The 23,875-nt window shown below is 63.0% G+C and carries 20 protein-coding genes; 7 read left to right on the forward strand and 13 right to left on the reverse strand.

Annotation, left to right across the window (positions count from 1 at the left end):
- Positions 1-187: 187 nt before the first annotated feature.
- Genes GY937_09370 through GY937_09425 form a run of 12 tightly spaced genes read right to left on the reverse strand, consistent with a single transcriptional unit; the run spans position 188 to position 13,588 of the window.
- Entirely contained in the window at positions 188-871 is a 684-nt protein-coding gene (locus GY937_09370) for a Crp/Fnr family transcriptional regulator (GenBank protein ID MCP5056917.1), read from the reverse strand.
- A gap of 30 nt (positions 872-901) precedes the next feature.
- Positions 902-1,987 carry an NTP transferase domain-containing protein gene (locus tag GY937_09375; protein ID MCP5056918.1) on the reverse strand — a complete coding sequence of 362 codons (1,086 nt, stop codon included), beginning with the start codon at positions 1,985-1,987 and terminating at the stop codon, positions 902-904.
- A complete protein-coding gene (locus tag GY937_09380; protein ID MCP5056919.1) occupies positions 1,984-3,294 on the reverse strand; it encodes a UDP-glucose/GDP-mannose dehydrogenase family protein in 1,311 nt (436 codons plus the stop codon). The genes GY937_09375 and GY937_09380 overlap by 4 nt, the downstream gene beginning before the upstream one ends.
- Complete coding sequence (locus GY937_09385; protein MCP5056920.1) at positions 3,291-4,244, reverse strand: SDR family oxidoreductase; 954 nt, start codon at positions 4,242-4,244, stop codon at positions 3,291-3,293. Before GY937_09385 ends, GY937_09380 begins: the two co-directional genes overlap by 4 nt.
- The gene (gmd, locus tag GY937_09390) at positions 4,241-5,242 is read right to left on the reverse strand and encodes a GDP-mannose 4,6-dehydratase (GenBank protein MCP5056921.1); all 1,002 of its coding nucleotides are present in this window, start codon (positions 5,240-5,242) and stop codon (positions 4,241-4,243) included. The genes GY937_09385 and gmd overlap by 4 nt, the downstream gene beginning before the upstream one ends.
- Positions 5,239-6,321 carry an undecaprenyl/decaprenyl-phosphate alpha-N-acetylglucosaminyl 1-phosphate transferase gene (locus tag GY937_09395; protein ID MCP5056922.1) on the reverse strand — a complete coding sequence of 361 codons (1,083 nt, stop codon included), beginning with the start codon at positions 6,319-6,321 and terminating at the stop codon, positions 5,239-5,241. Before GY937_09395 ends, gmd begins: the two co-directional genes overlap by 4 nt.
- A gap of 59 nt (positions 6,322-6,380) precedes the next feature.
- Entirely contained in the window at positions 6,381-7,286 is a 906-nt protein-coding gene (locus GY937_09400) for a CpsD/CapB family tyrosine-protein kinase (protein MCP5056923.1), read from the reverse strand.
- Positions 7,286-8,194: an AAA family ATPase gene (locus GY937_09405; GenBank protein ID MCP5056924.1), complete on the reverse strand. Its 909-nt coding sequence runs from the start codon at positions 8,192-8,194 to the stop codon at positions 7,286-7,288. Before GY937_09405 ends, GY937_09400 begins: the two co-directional genes overlap by 1 nt.
- 7 nt (positions 8,195-8,201) lie before the next feature.
- The gene (locus GY937_09410) at positions 8,202-9,821 is read right to left on the reverse strand and encodes a hypothetical protein (protein MCP5056925.1); all 1,620 of its coding nucleotides are present in this window, start codon (positions 9,819-9,821) and stop codon (positions 8,202-8,204) included.
- A 53-nt stretch (positions 9,822-9,874) separates the two neighbouring features.
- Positions 9,875-11,509 (reverse strand): hypothetical protein, encoded by a 1,635-nt coding sequence (locus GY937_09415; protein MCP5056926.1) that lies wholly within the window; start codon positions 11,507-11,509, stop codon positions 9,875-9,877.
- A 37-nt stretch (positions 11,510-11,546) separates the two neighbouring features.
- Positions 11,547-12,143, reverse strand: coding sequence for a polysaccharide export protein (locus GY937_09420; protein MCP5056927.1), 597 nt, complete (start codon positions 12,141-12,143; stop codon positions 11,547-11,549).
- A 23-nt stretch (positions 12,144-12,166) separates the two neighbouring features.
- Positions 12,167-13,588 (reverse strand): sigma-54-dependent Fis family transcriptional regulator, encoded by a 1,422-nt coding sequence (locus tag GY937_09425; protein ID MCP5056928.1) that lies wholly within the window; start codon positions 13,586-13,588, stop codon positions 12,167-12,169.
- A gap of 310 nt (positions 13,589-13,898) precedes the next feature.
- Between GY937_09425 and wecB the strand changes: the two genes are divergently transcribed.
- The 7 genes from wecB (at position 13,899) to GY937_09460 (ending at position 21,608) form a co-directional block, all read left to right on the forward strand.
- A complete protein-coding gene (gene wecB / locus GY937_09430; protein ID MCP5056929.1) occupies positions 13,899-14,999 on the forward strand; it encodes a UDP-N-acetylglucosamine 2-epimerase (non-hydrolyzing) in 1,101 nt (366 codons plus the stop codon).
- On the forward strand, positions 14,999-15,274 hold the full coding sequence (locus GY937_09435; protein MCP5056930.1) for a hypothetical protein: 276 nt from the start codon (positions 14,999-15,001) through the stop codon (positions 15,272-15,274). Before wecB ends, GY937_09435 begins: the two co-directional genes overlap by 1 nt.
- Positions 15,275-15,291: 17 nt before the next feature.
- Positions 15,292-17,028, forward strand: coding sequence for a carbamoyltransferase (locus GY937_09440; protein MCP5056931.1), 1,737 nt, complete (start codon positions 15,292-15,294; stop codon positions 17,026-17,028).
- 202 nt (positions 17,029-17,230) lie between these two features.
- Positions 17,231-17,527: a glycosyltransferase family 4 protein gene (locus tag GY937_09445; protein ID MCP5056932.1), complete on the forward strand. Its 297-nt coding sequence runs from the start codon at positions 17,231-17,233 to the stop codon at positions 17,525-17,527.
- On the forward strand, positions 17,524-19,038 hold the full coding sequence (locus tag GY937_09450; GenBank protein ID MCP5056933.1) for a DUF362 domain-containing protein: 1,515 nt from the start codon (positions 17,524-17,526) through the stop codon (positions 19,036-19,038). Before GY937_09445 ends, GY937_09450 begins: the two co-directional genes overlap by 4 nt.
- Complete coding sequence (locus GY937_09455; GenBank protein MCP5056934.1) at positions 18,975-20,318, forward strand: hypothetical protein; 1,344 nt, start codon at positions 18,975-18,977, stop codon at positions 20,316-20,318. Before GY937_09450 ends, GY937_09455 begins: the two co-directional genes overlap by 64 nt.
- 171 nt (positions 20,319-20,489) lie before the next feature.
- On the forward strand, positions 20,490-21,608 hold the full coding sequence (locus GY937_09460; protein ID MCP5056935.1) for an oligosaccharide flippase family protein: 1,119 nt from the start codon (positions 20,490-20,492) through the stop codon (positions 21,606-21,608).
- Between the two features lie 10 nt (positions 21,609-21,618).
- Here GY937_09460 and GY937_09465 read toward each other — a convergent pair whose 3' ends face one another.
- Positions 21,619-23,805, reverse strand: a complete 2,187-nt coding sequence (locus tag GY937_09465; GenBank protein ID MCP5056936.1) for a Gfo/Idh/MocA family oxidoreductase — start codon at positions 23,803-23,805, stop codon at positions 21,619-21,621.
- Positions 23,806-23,875: the final 70 nt, after the last annotated feature.

Below are 23,875 nucleotides of genomic sequence, written 5' to 3' on the forward strand. Positions count from 1 at the left end.
AGGGTGGCGCGACATCGAGAAGCTCGTCCGAGCTCTCACCGTGTCCGAAACCAGCGAAGAGGCGACTGCAAAGCGCGTCGCCTAGGATTCAAACCGGAGCCGCCGCTCAGAGAAGATCAACAGCGGACGGGACATCCCCCCCGTCCCCGCCGGTTGACTTAATTCCGGCCCCGCCGGTTGTCTTCTCTCAGCTGGGCGGGACGAGGTAGCGCTTGCCTTCCTGCTCGAGCCAGCCGTTGCTCTTCAGCTCCTTGACCACGCGGGTCACGGTCTCCCGGGAGGTGCCGATCATGTCGGCAATCTGCTGGTGGGTGAGGGTCGGCGTACTGAGGCGTGAGCCGTCGCCGTGGGGATCCTTTGCCAGGCGCTCCAGCAGGCCCTTCGTGCGGTCCTTGACCCGCTGGAAGGAGAGCGCACTCGCCTGATCGTTGACGGTGCGGAGCCGGCGGGAAAGCTCCTGGATGACCGCCAGGGCGAGGTCCGAGCTCTTTCGGATCAGGCCCATGAAATCGCCTCGCGAGAGCGCGAGCACGCGTACGGGGGTCAGGGTTTTCACCGACGCCGAGCGTGGGGCCCGCTCCAATAGAGCCATTTCTCCGACGAACGAGCCGGCGTCGAGGAAATCGAGAATCTTCTCACGGCCATCCTCGGAGAGCTTGGTCACCTTCACCCTGCCCTCGCGCAGGATGTACATGTAATCCCCGGGGAGGCCCTCTTCGACGATCGTCGTATTCCGCGGGTAGCGGCGCTCGATCAAGTGGGAGGCGATCTGCTCCAAGTCTCCATCGGCAACGTGGGAGAACAACGGAATCGACCGGAGGGTTTCGAGCGTCCCTTGGGGGAGCGGGCTGGGAGTATTCGGATTCGACATCTATCTGATCCTCTCGGTCGAACGGCCTCGCTAGAGGAGATCGCTCCGGCCCGCCTCGCTCAACAGCGAAGCTACTTTCCGAACGTCGCTACTGCGCTCGAGATCCGCCACGAGCAGGGCATCCCCGGCGTCGATCACTGCGAGGCCAGAAACTCCCAGCAGGACCACCGGACGATCCCCCGCGCGTACAAGATTCCCTTTCGAATCGCAAAGATACGCCTCTCCATCTATGACCTTCGTCACATTCTTGTCAACGCCCACTTCTTCGGCGAGGGACTGCCAAGTGCCGACATCACTCCAGCGGAAGCCAACGGGAAGACACCAGACCCTGCCGCTGCGTTCCAGCACGGCCTTGTCCACCGGCTCGGGCGGAACCCGGCGGTAGGCCCGCTCGACGGCCCGAGCCGCCGCTGAACCCCGCAGCGGAGACGTCCCGAGGGGAGCCAGCGCTCGGGCGATGGCCGGAGCCGTGGCCTCGAGCTCCTCGAGGAAGACACGGGCACGCCAGGCGAAGATCCCGGCATTCCAGAGATGCTGGCCTCCGGCGAGCCAGCGCCGGGCCCGACGAAGATCCGGCTTCTCAACGAACCTGGCGACCCGGTGCAGACCCTTGTGCGCCGGGCCCACTTCCCGACCGAGGCGGATGTAGCCGTAGCCGGTTTCGGGGCGTGTCGGCCTCACGCCCAGGGTCACCAACACCTCCTCTCGGGCGGCGGCGCGAGCGGCCCGTTTCATCGCGGCGGCAAAGGCCCGCCCATCGGGGATGCGGTGGTCGGCCGACAGCACGGTCATCACGGCGTCCGGCGACGAACGCGTGATCCGGTGGGCCGCCCAGGCAATGGCGGCGGCGGTATTGCGCATCTGCGGCTCGACCATGACCTGGCTGGATGGAAGACCGGCAGCCTTCCGCATCGGCAGGGCATGATCCCTGCCACAGATCAGCCAGGTTCGGTCTGCATAGCGGGAAGCCCGGGCCAGGGTTTCTTCGAGCAGCGTGCGCTCGCTGCCGACCTTCAGCAGCGGCTTCGGCCAGGTCTTGCGAGAAAGCGGCCAGAAACGCGTCCCGGCCCCGCCTGCCAGAACGACGGCGTGGACCTCCCCCTGTGCGCGGCTCATCGTCCGACGCTGTGATACTCGAAGCCGGCCTCTTGCATCGGCTTCGGTTCGTAGACGTTACGCAGATCCACGACCACCGGGCGCCGGAGCTTTTGACGCACGCGCCCGAGATCAAGCATCCGGAACTGGTTCCACTCGGTCACGATCACGACGACGTCGGCATCCTCGCATGCCTCGTAGGCATCCTTGCAATACGTCAGGTCGGGCAGCACCTTCGCCGCCTCGCGCATCGCCACGGGATCGAAGGCACGAACCACAGCGCCTCCAGCGGCCAGGCCGTTGGCGATCTCGATCGCCGGTGCGTCGCGCATGTCGTCGGTCTCCGGCTTGAAGGAGAGACCGAGCATGCCGATCGTCTTGCCCGAGAGATCCCCACCCACGGCCACGCGAATCTTCTCCACCATGCGCTCGCGCTGGCGATCGTTCGCGCGGATCACCGCTTCCACGACCTCGAGGTTCTGGCCTTTCTCCCTCGCGAAGAAGGCCGCCGAGCGGGTGTCCTTCGGGAAGCACGAGCCACCGAACCCGGGGCCTGCGTGCAGGAACTTCTTTCCGATCCGCCCATCGAGGCCGATGCCCCGGGCCAGGCCCTGGATATCCCCGCCAATCTCCTCGCAGAGATTTGCGAACTCGTTGATGAACGAGACCTTCGTGGCGAGGAACGCATTGGCGGCATATTTCGTCAGCTCGGCCGTCGCGATGTTCGTCATGACGAAGGGTGTTTCGTTCAAGAAGAGCGGCCGGTAGAGATCTTTCATGATCGCCATTGCGGCCTCGTCGTCCGCGCCGATCACGATCCGATCCGGGCCCATGAAATCGCGGATCGCAGCGCCCTCGCGGAGGAACTCCGGGTTGGAAGCCACCGAGAAATCGACCTCGCCTCCCGCCCCGTCGATCTCCGCCTGAATCAGGTCACGCACCCGATAGGAGGTACCGACCGGCACGGTGCTCTTGGTCACGACCAGCTTGTAGCCGTTCATCGCCTTCCCGATCTCTCGGGCCACGCCATCCACGTAGCTGAGATCGGTGCTGCCATCCTCGCGCGGGGGCGTTCCCACCGCGATGAAGATCACCAGGGACGAGCGGATCGCGCTGGCGGTATCCGTCGTAAACGACAGGCGGCCCTCACGCACATTGCGCTCGACGAGGTCATCGAGGCCAGGCTCGTAGATGGGAATCTCGCCCCGCTCGAGCATCTCGATCTTGTTCTCGTCCTTGTCGGCGCAGGTCACCTTCACACCGAACTCCGCGAAGCATGCGCCCGTCACCAGACCCACGTAACCGGTCCCGATCACGCAAACATTCATTTCAGTTCCCCTTCGGCGTCGACCTTACGGAAGTGGTCGATGGTATGTCCCAAGCCAGTCTCGATGGGTGTCTGGACTTCGAAGCCGAGCAGCTCACGGGCAAGCCCGACATCCGCCTGGCTATTCCGGATGTCTCCCTGCCGCGCCGGATGAACGACAGGCGGAAGGCCGCCACCGCATAGTTCCCGGATGTGTTCGAGCAGCTGGTTCAAGCTGATGCGCCCACCGCCAGCAATGTTCATCACCTTGCCGATGGCGGCCTCGGAATCGGCAGCCAACAAGTTCGCTCGTGCTACATCAGCCACGTAGATGAAATCCCGCGTCTGTTCACCATCGCCGTAGATCTGGGCGGCGCGCCCCCCGAGGCTCGCGCTCACGAACTTGGGAATGACTGCTGCGTAGTCGCTCGCCGGATTCTGCCGGGGGCCGTAGACGTTGAAGTAACGGAGCGCGACGGTCTCCAGGCCGTAGAGCTCCGTGAAGAGCTTGCAGTACTGCTCCCCCGTCACTTTCTGGAGCGCGTAGGGCGAGAGAGGCTGCGGAGGCAGGGTCTCCACGTTGGGCAGAACGGCGGCATCGCCGTACGCCGCCGAGGACGCGGCGAACACCACCCGGCGGACGCCCGCCTTGCGTGCGTTCTCCAACAGGGAGAGCGTGCCCGTCACGTTGACGTCGTTGGTGCGTTCCGGCTCGGCCACGCTGCTGGGAACCGAGGGAACCGCCGCCTCGTGGAAGACCACTTCGACGCCATCGACAGCACGGGCGAGCAGCGCGGTATCGCGCAAGTCGCCCTCCAGCAGCTCCACGGCATCCCGGATCGCCAGCAGGTTCTCATGGCGTCCACTCGAGAAATCGTCGAGGATGCGGACCTCGAAGTCCTCGGCGAGAAGCCGTTCCGCGAGATGGCTGCCGATGAAACCGGCCCCACCCGTAACCAGCGCGCGCCTCATCGGGTGCCTGGCCCACCGCGGCGGCGATCGGTGAGTGCCTCCTGGGCCTCCAGATCCGATTCGACCATCACCCGAACGAGCTCCTCGAAGGGCGTCTTGGCGCTCCAGCCGAGTTCCTCGCGTGCTTTCGTCGGATCCGCAAGCAGGGTCTCGACCTCGGCAGGGCGAAGAAAGGCGGGGTCGATGCGCACAAAATCCGCAGGGTCGAGGCCAACGTGGGAAAACGCCGCGTCCACGAAGTCCTGGGGTGTATGGTGTTCGCCCGTTCCAATCACATAGTCAGCCGCGGTCTCCTGCTGCAGCATTCGCCACATCGCCTCGACGTATTCCGGGGCAAAACCCCAATCGCGTTTGGCGTCCATGTTGCCGAGCGGCAACTCATCCTCGAGACCCAGCTTGATCCGCGCCACATACTCACTGATCTTGCGCGTCACGAACTCTCGACCGCGCCGGGGCGACTCGTGATTGAACAGGATGCCCGAGACCGCGAACATGTCGTAGCTCTCGCGGTAGTTCACTGTGATGAAGTGGCCGTAGACCTTCGCAACCCCGTAGGGGCTTCTGGGATAGAACGGTGTGGCCTCGTTCTGCGGCGTCTCCAGGACCTTGCCGTACATCTCCGAGCTGGAAGCCTGGTAGAAGCGGATGCTCGGATCCACCAGCCGCACCGCCTCCAGAACCCGCGTCACGCCGAGTGCCGTGAACTCGCCGGTCAGGGTCGGCTGGACCCACGAGGTCGGAACGAAAGATTGAGCGGCCAGGTTGTAGAGCTCGCCCGGGTTTACGTCGCGAACGATCGACACCAGCGAAACCTGGTCGAGCAGATCGGCCTGATGCAACGTCACCTTGTCCCGCAGATGCGCGATGCGCTCGAAGTTCTCGGTGCTGGATCGGCGCACCACCCCGTGCACCTCGTAGCCCTTCTCCAGCAGGAGCTCCGCCAGATAGGAGCCATCCTGACCGGTGATCCCGGTGATCAGCGCACGACCGACGGTCATCGGCTGTTCTCGGCGGCGTCGGCCGTCGGGCCCGGATCGTCCTCCGGAGCTTCGCTGCCCAGGATGCCCAGATTCCGGATGATGCGGAAGGTGAGCAGCAGAATGACGGCGAGGAAGACGACTACCGCGTAACCCTCGAGCCGTGTAAACGAAACGGCGATCAAGCAGAAGCAGGCGGTGAGAAAGTAGATCGACAGCACCGCCTGGCGCTGGGAGCCGGAATGCTCGTTCAGCAGGCGGTGGTGCAAGTGCATCTTGTCGGCTTGCATGATGTGGCTCCGATGGCGAATGCGCCGAACGATCGAGAGGCCGGTATCCAGTAGCGGCACGGCCAGGGCCAGGAGCGGCACGAGGAACGTCAGCACGGTCACCCTCCCGTATCCCTCCAGGGCCAGGATCGAGAGGCTGTAGCCGATGAAGAGTGCGCCGGTATCGCCCAGGAACATCCGCGCGGGGGGGAAGTTGTAGGGGAGGAATCCCAACAGCGCACCCAGCAAGACGACTCCGAGTGCGATCCCGGGGACATGGCCGCCCTGCCAGGCGATGATCGTCAGGGTGGTGGCGATGATCGCAGCGACCCCGGTGCAGAGTCCATCGAGGCCGTCGATCAGGTTGACCGAGTTGGTCACGATGACGATCCAGCCGGTCGTCACGAGCCAGGAGAGCCAGACGGGGAACTCGATCACGTAGTGGGTGACCGGGTTCGAAACATGATCGATGCGATAGCCCATCTGGAAGGCAATCGCGGCCGCCGCGATCTGCACGATCAGCTTGGGCCAGGCGCCGAGGCCCCAGCAATCGTCAACGATGCCAAGCGCAAGGATGAGGAGGCCCCCCGCAAGGAGACCTTCGATACGCGGCGCCACGTCCTCCGCGCTGGGATGCAGGAATAGCACCGCCGAGAGCCCGGCGAACAAACCCATGGCGACGGCGACACCACCGAGCAGCGGAATGTTGGCCCGCTTGTTCACCTTCCGGTCGCTCGGGCGATCGATGACCCCGAAGGCGAGCGCAAGCCGCGACACCAACGGTGTGGAAATGGCCGCGAAGCCCGCGGCCACGAGAAATGCAATCGGCACCCAGCTCACTACAAGCAGTCCGTTCGGCGTTTGGAGGGGGGGGAACTCGGCAACCGGCCTCAGACCGTCGGGCGGACGTAAGGCCCGTAGGAGTCGCCTGCCTCGGCTCCGTTCAACACGACGCCGAGAATCCGTCGGCGATCCAGAATCTCGATGGCAGCCGCCACCTCTCCCTGGGGCGTCCGATCCGCCCGCACGACAAAGACGACTCCATCGCAGAGTTCACTGACCGTCTTCACATCGGGCAGCCCGAGCGTGCATGGAAGATCCAGAATCACCCGATCATAGCGTTGGGCAAGGTCCTCCATGAGTTGCTTCATCTTGGCAGAAGCCAGGAGTTCCGCGGGGTTCGAGGGAACGGAACGAACCGGAAGTACGTCCAACTCCGTTCCTTCGACGCGAACGACGGCCTCCTCGATAGAGGCTTGCCCCATCAGGACCTCTGCCAGGCCAGCATCCGGCCTCACACCGAGGGATTTGTGCACCGCCGGAAGGCGAAGGTCGCAATCGACGAGCAGCACCTTGGATTCCAGGTTCATCGAACTGACGATCGCGAGTGACAAGGACGAAAGCGTCTTGCCCTCGCCAGCACGGGTGCTGGTAACGGCCAGCGTGCGGATTGGCTTTGTCGCCGCAATCGACTCGATTCGCGCACGCAGGGACCGGAACTGCTCCGTCACGAAGGATTCCGGCTGCAGAAGCGCGATACGCCTCTTGTTGAAATCAGCCGCGGAGTCTTCGCCGCTCTCTGCGGAGCGTTGGAACCAGCGTGCCAGGCGGCCCGGCCGAGCGGGAGGCTGAACGACGGCAGGCCGCGATGACGGCGAAGTCGCCGCCACCGGTGCCGCTGCGTTGCTCGGAGAAGGTTCGTGGGGAATGGGTACAGCGGGCGCACTGGCGACCTCACCCACATTTCGAGTGCGTTGCTCCTCCGCACGTCGGAGAGCATCGTAGACCTTTCCCATTACAGTCCCCCTGTCTGGCGCGTGCGTAGCCAACCGAAGAGACCACTTCGCTTGGCAGGCGCCTGGGTGGATTCGTCATTTGCGGCAGCAGCAGTTTGTCCGGGATCGAGTTCCAGATCCGTGGCGACTTCGCGAATCGCGCTCACGCCTATCGTCTGGAGATCTCGCCCAAAGCCTGCCAGCAACGCCCCGTCGCATACAATGTTGATCAGCCGCGGTATGCCGCCCGTGACCCGATGGATCTCCCGAAGCGCCGCCTTCTCGAAGATTCCCTTGCCCGTATATCCGGCGAGGCGCAGCCGCTCCTCGACGTAATCCGAGCACTCACGCAACGTGAACGGGCGCAACCGATGGCGTAGCACGATCCGCTGGCGAAGCTGACGGAGATCCGGACGCGAGAGCATTTCCCAGAGTTCGGGTTGCCCCACCAGCATGATCTGGATGAGCTTCGACGTGGGCGTCTCGAGGTTCGAGAGGAGCCGGATTTCCTCGAGCATTTCCGTCGACAACACCTGCGCCTCGTCGACGATCAGGAGCGTCGGCTGGTTCTTGCTGAGCCGTTCGATCAGAAAATGGTTCAGCGTAAGCAGATACTCAGCCTTGGTCGTACACGCCTTCTCGATACCGAACTCGTCGAACATCATTCGGAAGAAATCGAGGGGCTGGAGCTTCGGGTTGAAGATGAAGGCCGAGAGCGTATCCCGATCGAGCTGGGCGAGAAGCGCATGAAGTAGCGTCGTCTTGCCGGTCCCGACCTCGCCCGTGAGCAGGACGAAGCCCTTCCGTGCGCGCACGCCGTAAACCAGGGTCGCAAGACCCTCGCGGTGCGCTTCACCCAGGTAGAGAAACGCCGGATCGGGCGTCATCTCGAACGGGCTGCGGACGAGTCCGTAGTGCTCGTGGTACATGGATTCTCTACTCGCTGGGGCTCGGGGCGGCGGTCTCTTCGCCCCCACCCCTCAAATCTTGGAGGACACCTGGCAACCCGTTGACATACCAATTGCCAGCCAGGGAGACGACGAGAACGGTTCCGGTAACCACCGATGCCAGGATCGCCGTCCTGAATCGTTGCCGTCGCGCCAACGCGCGGTCGGAAGCCAAGATGACTTCCGGAACGGACGCAAGGACAGGAATCCCGAGGCGCTCCTGGAGCGTACCGGGGTCATGAAAGGATCGATCGTTGGCTTCCGCCAACAACGCGGCTGCAAGCCCGAGACCCATTCCGAAGATGAGCCCGACCAGGATGATCACCGGTCGGTTGGGAGAGGCCAACCCATCTGCGGGCACAGCCTCCTCCAGGAGCCGGAACCTCTCTCCTTGTTGTCGCCGCTCCATATCCGCAGCGACACTCGCCGCTAGCTGCTTCTCGGAGTATTCCTGAAAGCTCCCGAATAGATGCTCGTACTCCCGCTCGAGGCTGGAGAGTCGCGCCTGTACCTGGGGCGTCTTGGATAGCCGGTCTTCGATAGCCGCGAGTTGCTCCCCCAACGTCGCCAGATCGGAACGCGCGGATGCCGCCCGAAGCGCCGCCCGCTGTTGCTCTGCTTTGGCATTCTGCTGCCCCATCGAGAGAGTCTCGCTCTCGCCTTCCGCTACCTCGGATGCCTGGAGCTCGAGCTCCGCGATCTCCGCCTGGGTATGAACCATGTCCGGATGCTTCGCTGTGTACCCGCGCGATTCATACTCGCCAATCGCCAGCCTCAACGTCTCGAGTCGACGCTCCGGAGTCATTCTGTTCCCGGTGAACATGTAGTTGTCGGTTCCACCCGCGGCTACCTGTTGTCGATAGAACGCCTCGTCACTCTCGGCGAGAGTGAGATCACGTTGGGCCTGCCGAAGCTGTTGGATCAACCGTTCGTGTAGGCGTTGATTCGATTGGATGTCTTCAGGGAGGCTTCCGGTGCTTTCTCCCTTCACTGTTGCGATCTGCGCATCGACTTGCCGAATGCGATCCGAGAGCCGCGTCAGCTCGGCTTCAATGAACTCCGATGTCACGCTGGACTCACGGGTGCGATCCTTGATGTGCTCTTCCACGAACGACCGGGCGAGCTTGTTCGCCACATCGCTTGCCATCTGACGCTGCCGATGCCGAAAACTGAGGAGGAACGTCGTAATCTGCACGTCGCGGTTGCGAATCCCCGCCTCGGCTTCGAGCTCCGAGAGCAATGGAACCACGCTGACCTCTTCGCGCATCTTTTCGATGATCTCCTCGCGAGGCATCGTCTTTGACATCTCCGGGTAGACGTCCAGATCACTGACGACCTGCGAGAGGCGGGACCGGCTCAGGATCTGCATCTGAATGAGATGCAGGCGGCTATTCAGGTCGGTTTCTTGAAGGTTCGATTCCACCAGATTCGAAGAAATCGACTGTGGCTGGATCAGCAGGACAGCCTTCGATTCGTAGGTGTTGGGCAGCCAGGCGGCGACGAGAAGGGCCAATGACGTGATGACCGCGCCAACACCCACGACCAAGCGAATCCGGCGCTTGAGGACGCCGACGAGATCGCCGATCTGAAGTCCCTGTTCGCTTTCCATGTATTCCTCACTTTCCGAGCCGCAGTCGCAGCGGCCCGCCACTCTCGGCTGGCCTAGAAACGGAAGGGCTCGAACTCGTATTCAACGCCGGCGCGAGCAATCAAGCGCTCGACGTCCCGATTGGTGGTCAAGTCACCTTTCGATGTGTCTGAGACCCAGGTCACCGACCCTGCCAGGGCCACTCGGCGTTTCAGACGATAGCGGGCTCCAAGACGAACGCGGAACTGCTCGGATTCGAAATCGCTTTTGAAGAGGCGAGCTCGCAGCGAGGACGCGACTGCGACGTTGTCAAAGAGGATCGATCGTCCCACGAAAGGGCAATCGGGGGCCGTGCCGGCACCGAGACACGCCCGCGTATCGAGAATCGGGGAGCCACTTGTCAGCCCGGTCACGAAGTTCACGGTTTCTTGCTCTTGCTGCCGGTTGATCCAGCTCGTCGTGAGCCGGAGTTTCAGTTTCCGTGAAGCCCGCCAGCTCAGCGTTCCATACAGGCGATCCGAAATCGAAGTGATGCCGAACCGGGACGCCGAGCTGTCGTCACTCCGGCGGTAGCCGAACGACAGTTCCCAGCTCTCCCAGGTCTTTCGAAGCGAGACATCTGCAAAGTAGGTCAGCTCGGACCCGCCGGTGTCGAGTACATCCTCGGAGGTCAAGATCGTCGTCTGCTGACGAATCTGTTGAATCAGAGTCGCCTCGTTGATGTTGAAGACGACCCCACCAAAGGGAACGGTTGTGGTGAGTCGCTGCTCTCCCGTGGGGAGGCCCAGGTTGTTCTCGCTAAGGATCGTCTCGTTGTCGAAGAGGCTCAGGCTCTCGCACTCGCTCGAGAAGAAGGGTGTCCCATCATCGAGGGTTGGGCAGGTTCGGATATCCAGAAGAGAGGACCCCGGGACCGCCCCTGCCAACAACGGGGCAGCCACAGTTTCTTGTTCCTGCGAGAGCACCATGGCAGGCCCGACAGAAACATCCAGAACCAGGGTCGGGTCGAACCGATGGAGAACCCTGAGCGATAGGTTCAAGAAATCGGTCTCGGTGCGGTTGGAGAACGCCGGCTTCTGGACCTGACGAGTCCAGGAGAAGCTCGGCCCGATGCTAGTCGAAGGGCGCCAGGTGTAGAAATGCTGAATTGAAGCCGAATAGGTCACCTGATCGCTCGCGTTCTCTTCGGATCGATCGAAGGTCTGATAGCCCGCGTTCAGCGTAAGCCGATTGCGGCGCGTCAGGTTGTGAAAGAGCGATAGATTGACCTGGTTTCGGCGAAGGCGCTCCCGATTCTGGGTCGTCGAACCGGTCGGGTCGTCTCCCGCGGCCACGTCGGTCGTGTCATTGAATCTCGACTCGAGACCGTATCGCCGGAAATGATTCGAGAACGTGACGCCGGTCCGTTTGGTCGCCTGCCAGGTCACTTCGCTTTGAAGGTCGTGATCCCAACCACGCAGCGAGTTGTTCTCCAGGAAGTACTCGTAGGCAGGGGCATACTCGAAGCTCCAGGTCAGATCGCCGCGGGGCTCCTCGACCCGAACCCGAGGAGTGACGCGCACGGACCAATCTCCCTCCTGGCCGGCGACTGCGTCCTTGTTCACCCGGAAGACGTTGTTGTCCCGAACGAGAAACGAGTCGATCCCAAAGGTAGCCTCGCCGGCCAACACCGGACCCGGCATCGCCGCGAGGGCGCCGGCGAGGATCATATTGAAAGTGCTGCGCAAGAATTCGCCCCTTGCCAGTTCAGTCCGGAACGATCACGGTGTCTCCCGGCTGCAGGAGAATGTTGGTTCCGGCCGCGCGGCCTCGCACGTAGGCGTCGTAGTCGAACAGGTACTCAATCTCTTCGTGTCCTTCCCGGCGAACGATCCGGATGTCGCTTCGATCGGCAAATGGTCCGAAACCACGCGCCAACGAGATGGCGTCCGTCACGCGAAGATCTTGGAGAACCGGTACGGGCCCTGACTGGAGTACCTCCCCGAGAATGTAGACTTGCTTGCTGTTTGCCTGGGCGACCGCAACCGTGACATCGGGAGCTGAAATGAAGTCTTCGAGCTTCTCCGCGATGGCTGCCTTCAGCTGCTCGGGAGTCAGACCCTCGGCCTGGATGTCATCCACCAGCGGAACGGAGATCTTTCCATCCGTGCGTACCAGACGGATCCCGCTGAGTTCCTCGTTCCGCCACACGGTGATCTGCAGCTGGTCTCCCAGGCCAATCACGTACTCGCTCCGGACAACCGGCGCCTCTGCGGGCGGCGGGGTCGGCCGGTCGGTCGTTGCACAGGCGAGCAGCGCCCCGAGAGCGAGGGCTGAAAGGGCAAGCTTGGGAATTCGATGCATGGTTTCCTCGGGCAGGCGGCGGCCTAGCGGGCCTCGGCCAGGCCGCTCTCCTTCATCTTGTAGAGCAGCGCCTTGTAGCTGATTTGTAAGCGTTCCGCGGCTTCCTTGCGGTTCCAACGGGTCTCGTTCAGGACCTTGGCAATCACACGCTTTTCCGCGGCCCGCGCGGCGGTCTTGGCGATGGATTTCAAGTCCACCCCGTTGCCGTTGGCCAACTCCACGCCCAGGGCCTCGAGATCCAGGAATGCGGTGTCGCCCGATTCCTCGGGCACCTCGCGCTGGGCCATTTCCTGGGTGACGGCGTCCTCGCTCCCGAGGACGATCATCCTGCGCACCATGTTTTCCAGCTCTCGGACGTTTCCGGGCCAGTGATACTCGGTGAAGCGCTGCATCATCGCCGCGGAAAGGGATCGCGGCTCCTTCTTGTACTCGGCCGAGAACTTGCGAAGGAAATGGTCGACGAGGAGCGGCACGGTGCCCTTCCGCTCCCGAAGCGGAGGCATCGGCACGGTGACGACGTTCAGGCGGTAGTAGAGATCCTCACGAAACTCGCCGCCGGCCACCGCCTCTTCGAGATTCCGGTTGGTCGCGGCCAGGATCCGGGTATCCACCTGGACATCGCTCTCGCCACCGAGCCTCGAGAACTCCCCGTCCTGCAGGACTTGCAGAAGTTTGGCTTGAAGCGCCGGGCTCATCTCTCCGATCTCGTCCAGGAAGATCGTGCCGTGGTTCGCGTATTCGAACTTGCCGAGCTTGCGTTTCTGGGCGCCCGTGAAGGCGCCCTTTTCGAAACCGAAGAGCTCACTCTCCAGCAACTCCGAGGGCAGCGCGGCGCAATTCACCTTGACGAAGGGGCGCCCGCGTCGATCGGATTGCTCGTGCAGATTGCGGGCAACCACTTCCTTGCCCGTCCCACTCTCGCCGCGAATCAGCACCGTGATGTCCGTATCTGCGACCTGCTCGATCACATCGCGTACGGCGCGCATCTTGTCATCGTCGTCGGAGAGAATCATTTCCGTGCCGCGCTTGGCCGCCTGGCCCCGCAGCTCCTCGACTTCCTGCTTCAACGCCCGATGTTCGAGGGCCTTCTGGAAGGCGAGTTCCAGTTCCTCCACTTCAAAGGGCTTGCGCAGGAAATCCGAAGCCCCGAGCTGCATGGCCTCGACGATCGTGCGCGCATGGCCATGTCCCGAGAGCATGACGACCGGCACATCGGGCAGGCGCTTCTTCAAACGGCGGAGGGTTTCGATGCCGTCCATTCCGTCCAGCACCACATCGAGGGTCACGAGGTCCGGCCGGGTCTTGCCCAGGCTTTCCAGGGCTTCTTCCCCACTCCCAACCGTGAAAACCTCGTACCCGTGGCGTTCGAGCAAGGCATCCAGGTATTCCCGGATGCCAGGATCGTCATCGATCACGAGTACGCGAAAAGTTTCAGTCAACGGGATCTTCTCCGGCTCCGTACAGATGCGAGTCGGTGTGCATATGTGTCCCGCGAAGGCAGACAGGTTGCGCCTTCATCCAAAAGCAGGACCAAAATCGCTACCTTTCGGGGCTTCTCGGCCACCCAAGGGACGGACCGAAGGATCTGTGAGAAAGTTACTTCCTTCGATGGTAAATCTCGGGTACCGAAGGAACGGATCTTCCCTCGTTTCGCAGCGAGCATCAAGTGGATTTCAGTTCGGCCGCGATTTCACCCCAAAAACCTGAACAAAAAGCGAAAGCTCCCCTGGGGGACTTCACTTCATGGCTGAGGCGATGACCGACGACGCATACGAGCTGGTAGTGGTGGCCGGGGCGCGGCCTAACTTCATGAAGGTGGCCCCGATCCTGCGAGAGCTGGAGAAGCGCCCGGAATTCCGGGTCTTTCTGATCCATACGGGCCAGCACTACGACGAGGCCATGTCCTCAGGCTTCTTTCGCGACCTGGGGATCGCGGAGCCGGATCTGAACCTGGGCGTCGGCTCGGGCTCCCACGCAGAAATGACGGCGGACGTGCTCCGAAAGGTCGAGCCGGTGCTCATCGAGCGACAGCCCGCCGGCCTGGTCGTCGTCGGCGACGTCAACTCGACCCTCGCAGCCACCTTGGCCGCATCCAAGCTCGGTGTTCCGGTTGCGCACGTGGAGGCCGGGCTTCGTTCTTTCGACCGGGCCATGCCCGAGGAGATCAACCGCATCCTCACCGACTCGATCTCGGATTGGCTGTTCGTCACCGAGCCTTCCGGCCGGGAGAACCTGCTGCGGGAAGGTGTCGACGAGGAGAGGATCCACCTGGTCGGCAACGTCATGATCGACACCCTGCTTGCGAATCGGGAGAAAGCACGAGCCAGCGACGTGCTGACCCGACTGGGGCTCGAAGAAGGGGGCTATGCGGCGCTCACGCTCCACCGCCCGAGCAACGTGGATGATCCTGCGCAACTGGCCGCGCTCTTCGGCGTGTTCGAGGAAATCCATGCGGAATTGCCCGTCGTGTTTCCGATCCATCCGCGAACCCGTGCAGCGGTGGAGCGCCAACTCGGAGATCGGCCGCCGGCCATCCAGATGATCGATCCACTCGGCTACCTGGATTTCCTCCGCCTCATGGCAGACGCCCACTTCGTCCTCACCGATTCCGGTGGCGTACAAGAAGAGACCACCGTTCTGGGCGTTCCGTGTCTGACCCTGCGCGAGAACACGGAGCGGCCCGTAACCGTCACCCAAGGCACGAACCAGATCGTAGGCCGCGACCCGGATACGATCCGCGCCGAAGTACGAAAGATCCTCGACGGCAGCGCCAAACAGGGGCGTATTCCCGACCTCTGGGATGGCGGGGCCGCCGGACGAATCGTCGACCAGCTTGCCGCGGATCTGGGGTCTTGATGGAGGCCCCGAATTCCGACGCCGAGGAGCAGCCCGGCTTCTTCCGCCGGCTCTACCTGGGCTGGCTCGAAGTCGCTGCCCGCTTCGGCGAGGCCCAGACGCTGGTCATCCTCTTCCTGGTCTACACCGTCGTGATTGGGCCGATGGCCATCGTTGCGGGCGTGACGCGACGCGACCTGTTGCGCAAGCGCGGCCTGCGTGCAGCGGGCACTGCCTGGAACCCCGCGGATACCGTCGCGGCGCCGGATCTCGAACGCGCCCGGCGCATGTTCTGAACTCGAGCGGAGCCGTCATGAACGTTCTCGGCATCTCTTGCTACTACCACGACAGCGCGGCCGCCCTGCTGCGCGATGGCGAACTCGTGGCCGCTGCCCATGAGGAGCGCTTCACCCGCAAACGTCACGATGCCGGCATCCCGAAGCTTGCCATCCAGTATTGCCTGGAGGAAGCGGGCATCCGCATGGCGGACGTCGACACGCTCGTCTTCTACGACAAGCCGTTCGTGAAGTTCGAGCGCATCCTGATGACCTACCTCGCGACCTTTCCGCGCTCGTTGCCGTCCTTTGCCAAGGCCATCCCGCTCTGGTTGAAAGAGAAGCTGAACGTCCGCAAGGCCCTCGAGGTCGAACTCGGGTTCGAGGGTGAACTGCTCTTCGCCGAGCACCACCAGAGCCATGCGGCCTCGGCCTTCCTCCCCTCACCCTTCGAAGAAGCCGCGATTCTCACCATCGACGGCGTCGGCGAGTGGGCGACGACCACCCAGGGCATCGGCCGAGGCAACAAATTCGAACTGATTCACGAAGTGCGCTTTCCGCATTCGTTGGGGCTGCTCTACAGCGCCTTCACCTACTACCTGGGCTTCAAGGTGAACTCCGCGGAGTACAAGGTGATGGGTGCGGCGCCCTATGGCGAGCCGAAGTACGTCGACACGATCTTCGAACACCTCGTCGATCTCCGCGACGACGGCTCCTTCAAGCTGAACATGAAGTACTTCGCCTACGACTACGGGCTCACCATGACGAACAAGCGCTTCGAGAAGCTCTTTGGTCAGCCGCGCCGTGAAGGCGAATCCGAGATGCAGGATTTCCATTGGGATATGGCCGCCAGCGTCCAGAAGGTCACCGAGGAGGTGGTGCTCCGGATCGCTCGCGACCTGCACGAGAAGACGGGCATGAAGAACCTGTGCATGGCCGGGGGCGTTGCACTGAATTGTGTCGCCAACGGAAGGCTCGTTCGCGAAGGCCCGTTCGAGAACCTCTGGGTGCAGCCCGCCGCTGGCGATGCCGGCGGCGCACTCGGCGCGGCACTCTTTGCCGAGCACTGCGTGATGGACAGGCCCCGCAAGCTCCGCATGGATCACGCCTACTGGGGCCCCGGGTACTCGGACGAGGAGATCCGGAAATACCTCGAACTGCGCGAGGCGCCCTATCAGATCCATTCGCGCGACGAGATGATCCGCGAAACGGCCCGACATCTCGACGAGCAGAAGGTGATCGGTTGGTTCCAGGGCCGCATGGAGTGGGGGCCGCGCTCGCTCGGCGCCCGGTCGATCCTGGCCGACGCACGCAACGAAGAGAATTGGAAGCGCGTGAACCTGAAGATCAAGTTCCGCGAGAGCTTTCGGCCCTTCGCCCCCGCAGTGCTGGCCGAGAAGGCCGACCAGTGGTTCGACATCGACCGGGAGAGCCCCTACATGCTGCTCGTCTGCCAGGTGAAGGAGGGTGTGAACGCCCCGGCCATCACCCACGTGGACGGCTCAGCCAGGCTTCAGACCGTAACGCGGGCAAGCCACGCGGAATTCTACGATCTGATCCACGCCTTCGACGAGCGAACCGGCTGCCCCGTGGTCATCAATACCTCGTTCAACGTCCGCGGTGAGCCGATCGTATGCACTCCCGAAGATGCCTACCTCTGTTTCATGCGAACCCAAATGGACGTGCTCGTGCTCGGCAACCAGATCCTCCTGAAAGAGGATCAGCCGGAGTTGGTCGAAGACTTCGACTGGCGCGATCGCTACGCGCTCGACTGAGTGCCCACGTTTCAGGAGATTCAATCATGATGTCCATCCTCGGCGAACTCTGGGAGTTCATGCGCGTACGCAAGAAATGGTGGCTTGGCCCGATCCTGGTCACCATGGTGTTGCTCTCGGCGTTGATCGTGCTGACGCAGGGCTCTGCGGTGGCGCCTTTCATCTACGCGCTGTTCTAGGCAGGCAACAATCCGCCCCCATCGTGCGCATCCTCTTCCTCTCCCACTATTACCCGCCGGAGGTCAACGCTCCGGCGAACAGGGTGCACGAGCATGCGCGGGGCTGGGTGGAGGACGGCCGTGGGCACACGGTGATCACCGGTGTACCGAGGCATCCGCTTGGAGAGATCTTCCCGGGCTACCCGAATGGTTGGTTCCAGAGAGAAGAGACCGGCCGGCTCTGGGTCGAGCGTGAATCTCGGCGTGAGGACCTGGCCCGCAGGATGCCTGCCTGCCGCGAAGAGACAGACGGCTGGGCGGGCGCAGTGAGTTCGCCGTGATCCGAGTCGGCCTGGCGCGAACCCTGCCCTCCTATCGCGGACTCTCCGCACCCTACGATCCGGACACGGCATTTCCGGAGTTGGTATCGGCGCTGAACGTCCAGCCTGGCTCCACGCCGAACTCCGTGTACTCCGCCGTAAGAGGCGCGCTTCGTGCATTGGGGCTAGATGCCGAGCGATTTGGCAGCCCCAGTTGGAACCCACTCGGCGATCTCGCCGAATCCGGAGCGACCATCGTCCTGAAGCCAAATTTCATCCGGCACTGGAACCCGAACGGAGAAGACGGGAGCATCGAGAGCGTCATCACCCACGGGTCCGTTCTGCGGGCGATTGCGGACTACGCCGCGTTGGCGGCAGGCCCAGAGGGGAGGGTAGTCGTCGCCGAAGCCCCCCAGCAGGATTGCGATTTCGGCGAAATCCGGCGTCTCGTCGGAATGGATGAACTCGAAGAACACTTCAGCCAGGTTCTCGGCCGAAGCCTCACCGTCCTCGACCTTCGACGGGAGCAGGTCCGATTCCGGGACGGAGTCATCGTCGAGAGGAGTCCCCTTCCCGGCGACCCTTCCGGGTACCGTGCCGTGGATCTGGGCCATCGGAGCTTCTTCAACGAGGCCGGAATGGATGCCAAGCGTTTCCGCGGTGCGGACTACGATCCTGGACCGACCATCGAGCATCATCGAAATGGGCGTCACGCCTACTTGTTGTCAGAGACGGTTCTTTCGGCGGACCTGATCGTGAATCTTCCGAAATTGAAGACCCACAAGAAGACGGGCGTCACGCTGGCGCTCAAGAATCTCGTCGGGATCAATGGCGACAAGAATTGGTTGCCTCACCATTCTGTAGGCTCCCCGGATCAAGGGGGCGATGAGTATCCGACACGAAACTGGAGCAACCGCCTGCGAAGCCGGGCCGTCGAATTCGCGCGACCCCTCCTGGCCCGGGGAATCGGGACGTCGACCATTCGAGCCGCTCGCAAACTCGAAGGCCAGATGCGCGGGGACGATTTCGTGCGCAGTGGGAATTGGTATGGGAACCGGACGACCTGGCGAATGTGCTGCGATCTGAATCGCTGCGTCGCATACAGCGATCGGGATGGCCTGCACCTCGAGGCAAGAGGCCCGGTTCGTAGAACTCTGAGCTTGATCGATGGTATCGTCGCCGGAGAAGCGGGAGGACCGCTGGCGCCAAAGGATGTCCCGCTCGGCGTGGTCATTGCCGCCACGGATCCGATCGCTGCAGACCTCACCGCGCTTCGCCTGATGGGTTTCGACGAACGGAGGATTCCGAAGATCGAAGCACCGATGTCCGATATGAAGGGCCCCCGTATCACGGAGGTTCGCTCCTCAGGAGACGTCGAAGTGCACGAGACGAGCCCCGACCAGACGCAAACGACGTGCGGCCCCCTCGACCAGTTGGGTACTGTGCATCGGTTCAAGCCTCACCCCGGATGGACCGGCCAGATCGAGGCCTCGGCCTCGACTCCGACAAGAACAACTGCTGGAAGCGACTGATGGGCTCCTTCGACATCTCCATCTGGACCACGCTCGCCGCTGCCGGGATCGGGCTACTGATCGTCATCCTCTTCTATGCCTTCCGGCGCGGTGAGGATGCAGCCTTCCTGTCGCGACTCGGCGTAGGGGTCTTCCTCCTCAAAGCCGCGCTGGTCCCCGTCTACTTCATGGTCCTGATGACCTGGGGAAACGGGGGCTTCGCCTACCAAGACGGAATCGGGTACCACGACGCGGCTTCGGAAATGGCCACGGAGCTGAAGTTCGGCCTGCCCCACGACAGCCATGGCTGGAAATTCCACGACCCCGGATATAACTACCTCGGCGCGGTGTTGTTCTGGCTGCTCGGGCCCAATCCGATGGCACCGCGAATGCTGAACGCGGCGGCCACCGCGTTGACCCTCTTCTATGTCTTCCAGATCGCCATGCTGGTATGGGACGACCGAAAAACCGCCAGGCTTGCCTGCTACCTCGCCGCCTTTCTCCCCTACTCGGCGTTGGTCGCTCTCGACCAGCGGAAAGACGCAGTTGTCCAGCTCATGGCGATGTTCCTGCTGTACCACGCCTTCCGGATCCTGCGCTCGCTACCGGGCTGGGGCCGCGATCTGGGGTGGCTATTGGGCGGCCTGATCGTCATGTACTACCTGCGGAGCAGCTTCATCCTGCCTTTCGCCGCAGCGATGGCAATCTGCTTCCTTCTCGCTCACCGGTCCTTGATCGAGGGGCTTGGCTTTTCCATCGCGATCGCAGGCATCGTACTCGCACTGCTGTTCACGGCAGATCCGGACTCGAACATCTCGATCGGCGCGAGCGTGGATCGCCTGGGAGCCAAGGTCGAGAGCAGCGCGAACCTCGCGACCAGAGGCGGCCTGGCACGATTCGCGCGAATCGAATCCATTGCTGGCCTCTACAAGCTACCGCTGGCCTCGTTATTCGTCCTGATCTTCCCGTTCCCACCCCGTTTCTGGGGACGCTGGGAAGGGATGGCGTTTTCGTGGACGAACCTACCCTACGTCTTCTTGTTGCCCGGCCTGGCGGCGGGCGTATTCGCCTGCTTCCGGGGCGGTCGCCTGCGCGAACGCCTTCCCATCCTCGTCTATCCTGCGATCTTCGTCGTGATCCTCGCGCTCACCCACTTCGACTTGCATCGCTACCGGGAGACATTCTCTCCAGCACTCTTCATCCTGATGGCGGGTGGTCTACGAGCGGGGGTCGGAGTCGTCACCCTGATCACCGTGTACGGTGGATTGCTCTTGATCGCTGCTGCCGTCTATCTGCGCTGAGGGCGTGCGGGGCAGCCATCATCGTCCATTCCGGTTGAGGCTCGTACCATCCGCGACATCGTCCACCGCACGCTTCGAAACTTCGGTGCCCTGACGGGCGCCCAGGTCGCTGCGCGACTGCTCAACTTCGTCCTCCTGGCCGGCCTCGCCCGCTCTCTGGGCAGCGAAGGCGTGGGTGGTTATGCCACCGCAGTCTCTGTGGCCCTCGCCTTCTTGCTGCTATCCGACCTCGGACTGAGCCCGCGATTGGTACGGGATGCAAGTGCAGATCCGGAACAGGCAGTGGCTCTGTTCAGGGAGTCCTTGGGGCTGAAGCTGATCCTGCTCGTTCCCGCGGCGCTGGCCATCATCGCCGGCGGGCTGTGGCTTCCGTATCCGGCTGAGCTGCGACAGCTGGTCGTGCTGATGGGTCTGGCCGCCATTCTCCAATCCTTCGGCCAACTGAACGAGGCTCTGCTGCGATCCCGCGAAACGATGCACTGGGAGGCGCTCGGCGCGTTGCTGCAATCGCTGCTGACTACGCTCCTGGCGCTCGTAGCGATCGGTCTGGGCTTCTCGCTTTTTTGGGTCGGCGTCGCGCGCATCCTCGGTGCGGCAGCAAACCTGGCACTCAGCTCTTTCGTCGTCCGCCGCGACCTGCGCCCGCGGATGCCTGCGGACGCGTTGCCCACCCTCCGCTCGGCTCTGCCCTACATGGCCACCGCCAGCATGAACCTGGCCTACGGGCAGATCGATGTAGCGCTGCTCTCTCTCGTGGCGACACAAAATCAGGTAGGCGAGTACGCGATGATCTCCCGCATCGTCCTGGTGGCCGGTACCTTTGCCTCGACGGGTGCTGCTTCCTTTCTCCCCGCCCTGGCGCGCAGCTTCACGACGGCAGCCGCGAACTTCCGCAGGATGGCCGGGACCGCCGTGGGTGTAGCAGCCGGCCTCGGGGCTTTCGGATCGGCTGCACTCGCGTTCCTGGGCCCTTGGTTGCTGGTTGTGGCCTACGGCGAGGGGTTCGCCACTCTCGAGCCACTCTTCCTGGCGGCTACGGCCTACGTCTTGTTCCGCTTCCTGTCGGCCGCCCTGGGGTTGGTCCTGACCGCATCGGGGCGCCAATCCGCCCGCGCCAGATCGATCTTCATAGGCCTGATCGCAACCCTGGTGCTGGTACTCGGTTGCGTCCCGATCTGGGGAGTGGCAGGCGCAGTCGGCGCGTTGGTCGGCAGCGAGATGATCCTGGTCGCTTGCCTTGTCGCCAGCACCGTCCCGCTCCTACGAGAACTCCCAGACCCGATGCGCTGAGGGAAGGAAATCAGTCGGACGAAGCAGTCGGGCCTGTGTCCGGCCCGGCACTCTCCAGGATCGAGTCCAGCGTGACCGCCTCGCCCGTGCGAATCGACTCCTGAATCGCAAAGGTACAGGCAGAAACGCCTGCAATCTCCGCGGAAGAGAAAGGAGCAGGCTTGCCTGCCCGCAGCGCGGCCACCACTTCTCGAATCGCGGTTTCTTGACCCTTGTCCTGGTTCAGGGTCCGGTAGCGCTTCCGGCCGCTGATCTCAGTGGTGCGATAGTTCTCGCAACGTGCAGTGCGATCATCGCCCGAAACCTCGAAGCGCTCCTTCGGAAGGTCGGCGGAAGCATGGGCCAGGTACTCGATGACTGCGGTGGAGCCATCGGGAAACGAAAGCAGGATCGTCGTCGAATCGTCCTGATCCGGCTGCCTTCCAAGGGCTCGGGCGTACACACTTGTCGGAAGATCTCCGACCAGGAAGACACACAGATCCACGAAGTGACAGACTTCTCCGATGATCCGCCCTCCGCCTTCGGCCCGATCTACGATCCAGGTTCCAACCGGTGTAGGGCCAGCCGCAACCATGTAGCGAATTGCAAGGGGCCCACTTCGGCCCTCGAACGCTGAGCGGATCTGACGCGCATGCGAGGAAAATCGCCGGTTGTAGCCAAGAACCAGGAATCCATCCGTCTCGTCGTTCGCAACCACCAGATCGCACACATCACTCGGAGAGAGCCCTGCCGGTTTTTCGAGCCACACGGCCTTGCCCGCCCTGAGCGCACGTGCACCCAGATCGGCGTGGGAATCGTGTCGGGTCGCGATCACGACGAGATCCGTATCCGAATCTTCGAGCACTGCATCCACATCCGTGCCACAGGCCTCGAAATCGAATTTCTCGGCGGTTCGCCTCGCCGAGGGCCCGGTCGCGGCCACGATCTGCACGCGCTGCAAGCCAGAGGTCGAACTCAGCGCCGGGAGCAACACACCGCGCGCATAGGCCCCTGCTCCGAGCATGGATATGCCCAGGGAATCGCGACTCGTGGCCCTGGCTGTCGACGAGAGGCGCAGCGTTCGCTGCCGCTCGGAGGGCGCGTCGTAGCGGAACACCACGGCCAATCCCCGCCTCTCCCCGGACGCCAGTTCCTCGTAGGCATTCGCCGCTTCCGAGAACGGCACCTGCTCGGTATTCAGCATCCCGGGATCGATCGCTCCACTGGCTGCCAGGGCGAGAAAGGACTGAAGATTCCGGTTCTCGGTCCAACGCACGTAGGGCAACGGATAGTCGAGGCCCACCTCTTCGTAGCTGCGGTCATAGCGACCTGGCCCGTAAGAAGTACTCATGCGCAGCTCGAGCTCCTTGTCATACGCCGTTCGGCGCTCGAGGTCGAGAGGCATCATGCCGACGACGACCACGCGCCCCTTGTGTCGACATAGCTCCGAAGCCATATGCAGCGGGGCCGCGGTCGCGGCACCTGCCGTCACCATCGCAAAGTCGACTCCGTACCCGAAGGTCTCCGCATCCTTCCAGGTCGCCGGCAAGTCCCCGACCCGGTACACCCATTCCGCCCCCTGTTGTCTGGTCTCCTCGATCCGAACCGGATCAAGATCCAGACCCAGCACCCGGCAGCCGTTCGCGCGCAGCAGCTGCGTGCAGATCTGTCCGATCAGCCCGAGCCCCACCACTGCGACGATTTCGCCGAGGGCCGGCTGAGCCACGCGAACACCCTGCATCGCGATTGCACCGAGGGTCGCAAAGGCCGCCTTCTCGAGCGGCACTTCGTCGGGCACCCGCGCAAGCAGGTTCTCGGGAACCACGATCCACTCGGCGTGGTTTGCATATCCGGCGCCCGCGCAAGCCACGCGATCACCAATCTCGAAATCGCTCACTCCGGGCCCGACCGCTTCGACGACGCCGGCGGTCGAGTAACCCAAAGGCTGAGGGGCGTCCAAGCGGGTCGTCACGGTGCGATAGGTCGCCTGAGGTCCTTCGTGCTGAATCTTGCGCACGACCTGCTTCACGAGGTCCGGGCGGGAGCGAGCCTTCTGAAGCAGGGATTTCCGGGCGAAATCCATCATCAACTTTTCCGTACCCGGCGACATGACCGAGAACGCGTTCCGGATCCGCACTTGGCCGGAGCGAACCGTGGGCTCGGGCACCTCTACGAGTTCGAGCTCCCCGGATCGCGCACTCTGGAGAATCTGCTTCATGGGATGACGGTCTCGCTGGCTGTTTTCTAGAAAGTGATGCCCCGCGGGGCGGCGGACGCTAGCAGACGGC

The sequence above is a fragment of the bacterium genome, from assembly GCA_024228115.1.
Classification (GTDB): domain Bacteria; phylum Myxococcota_A; class UBA9160; order UBA9160; family UBA6930.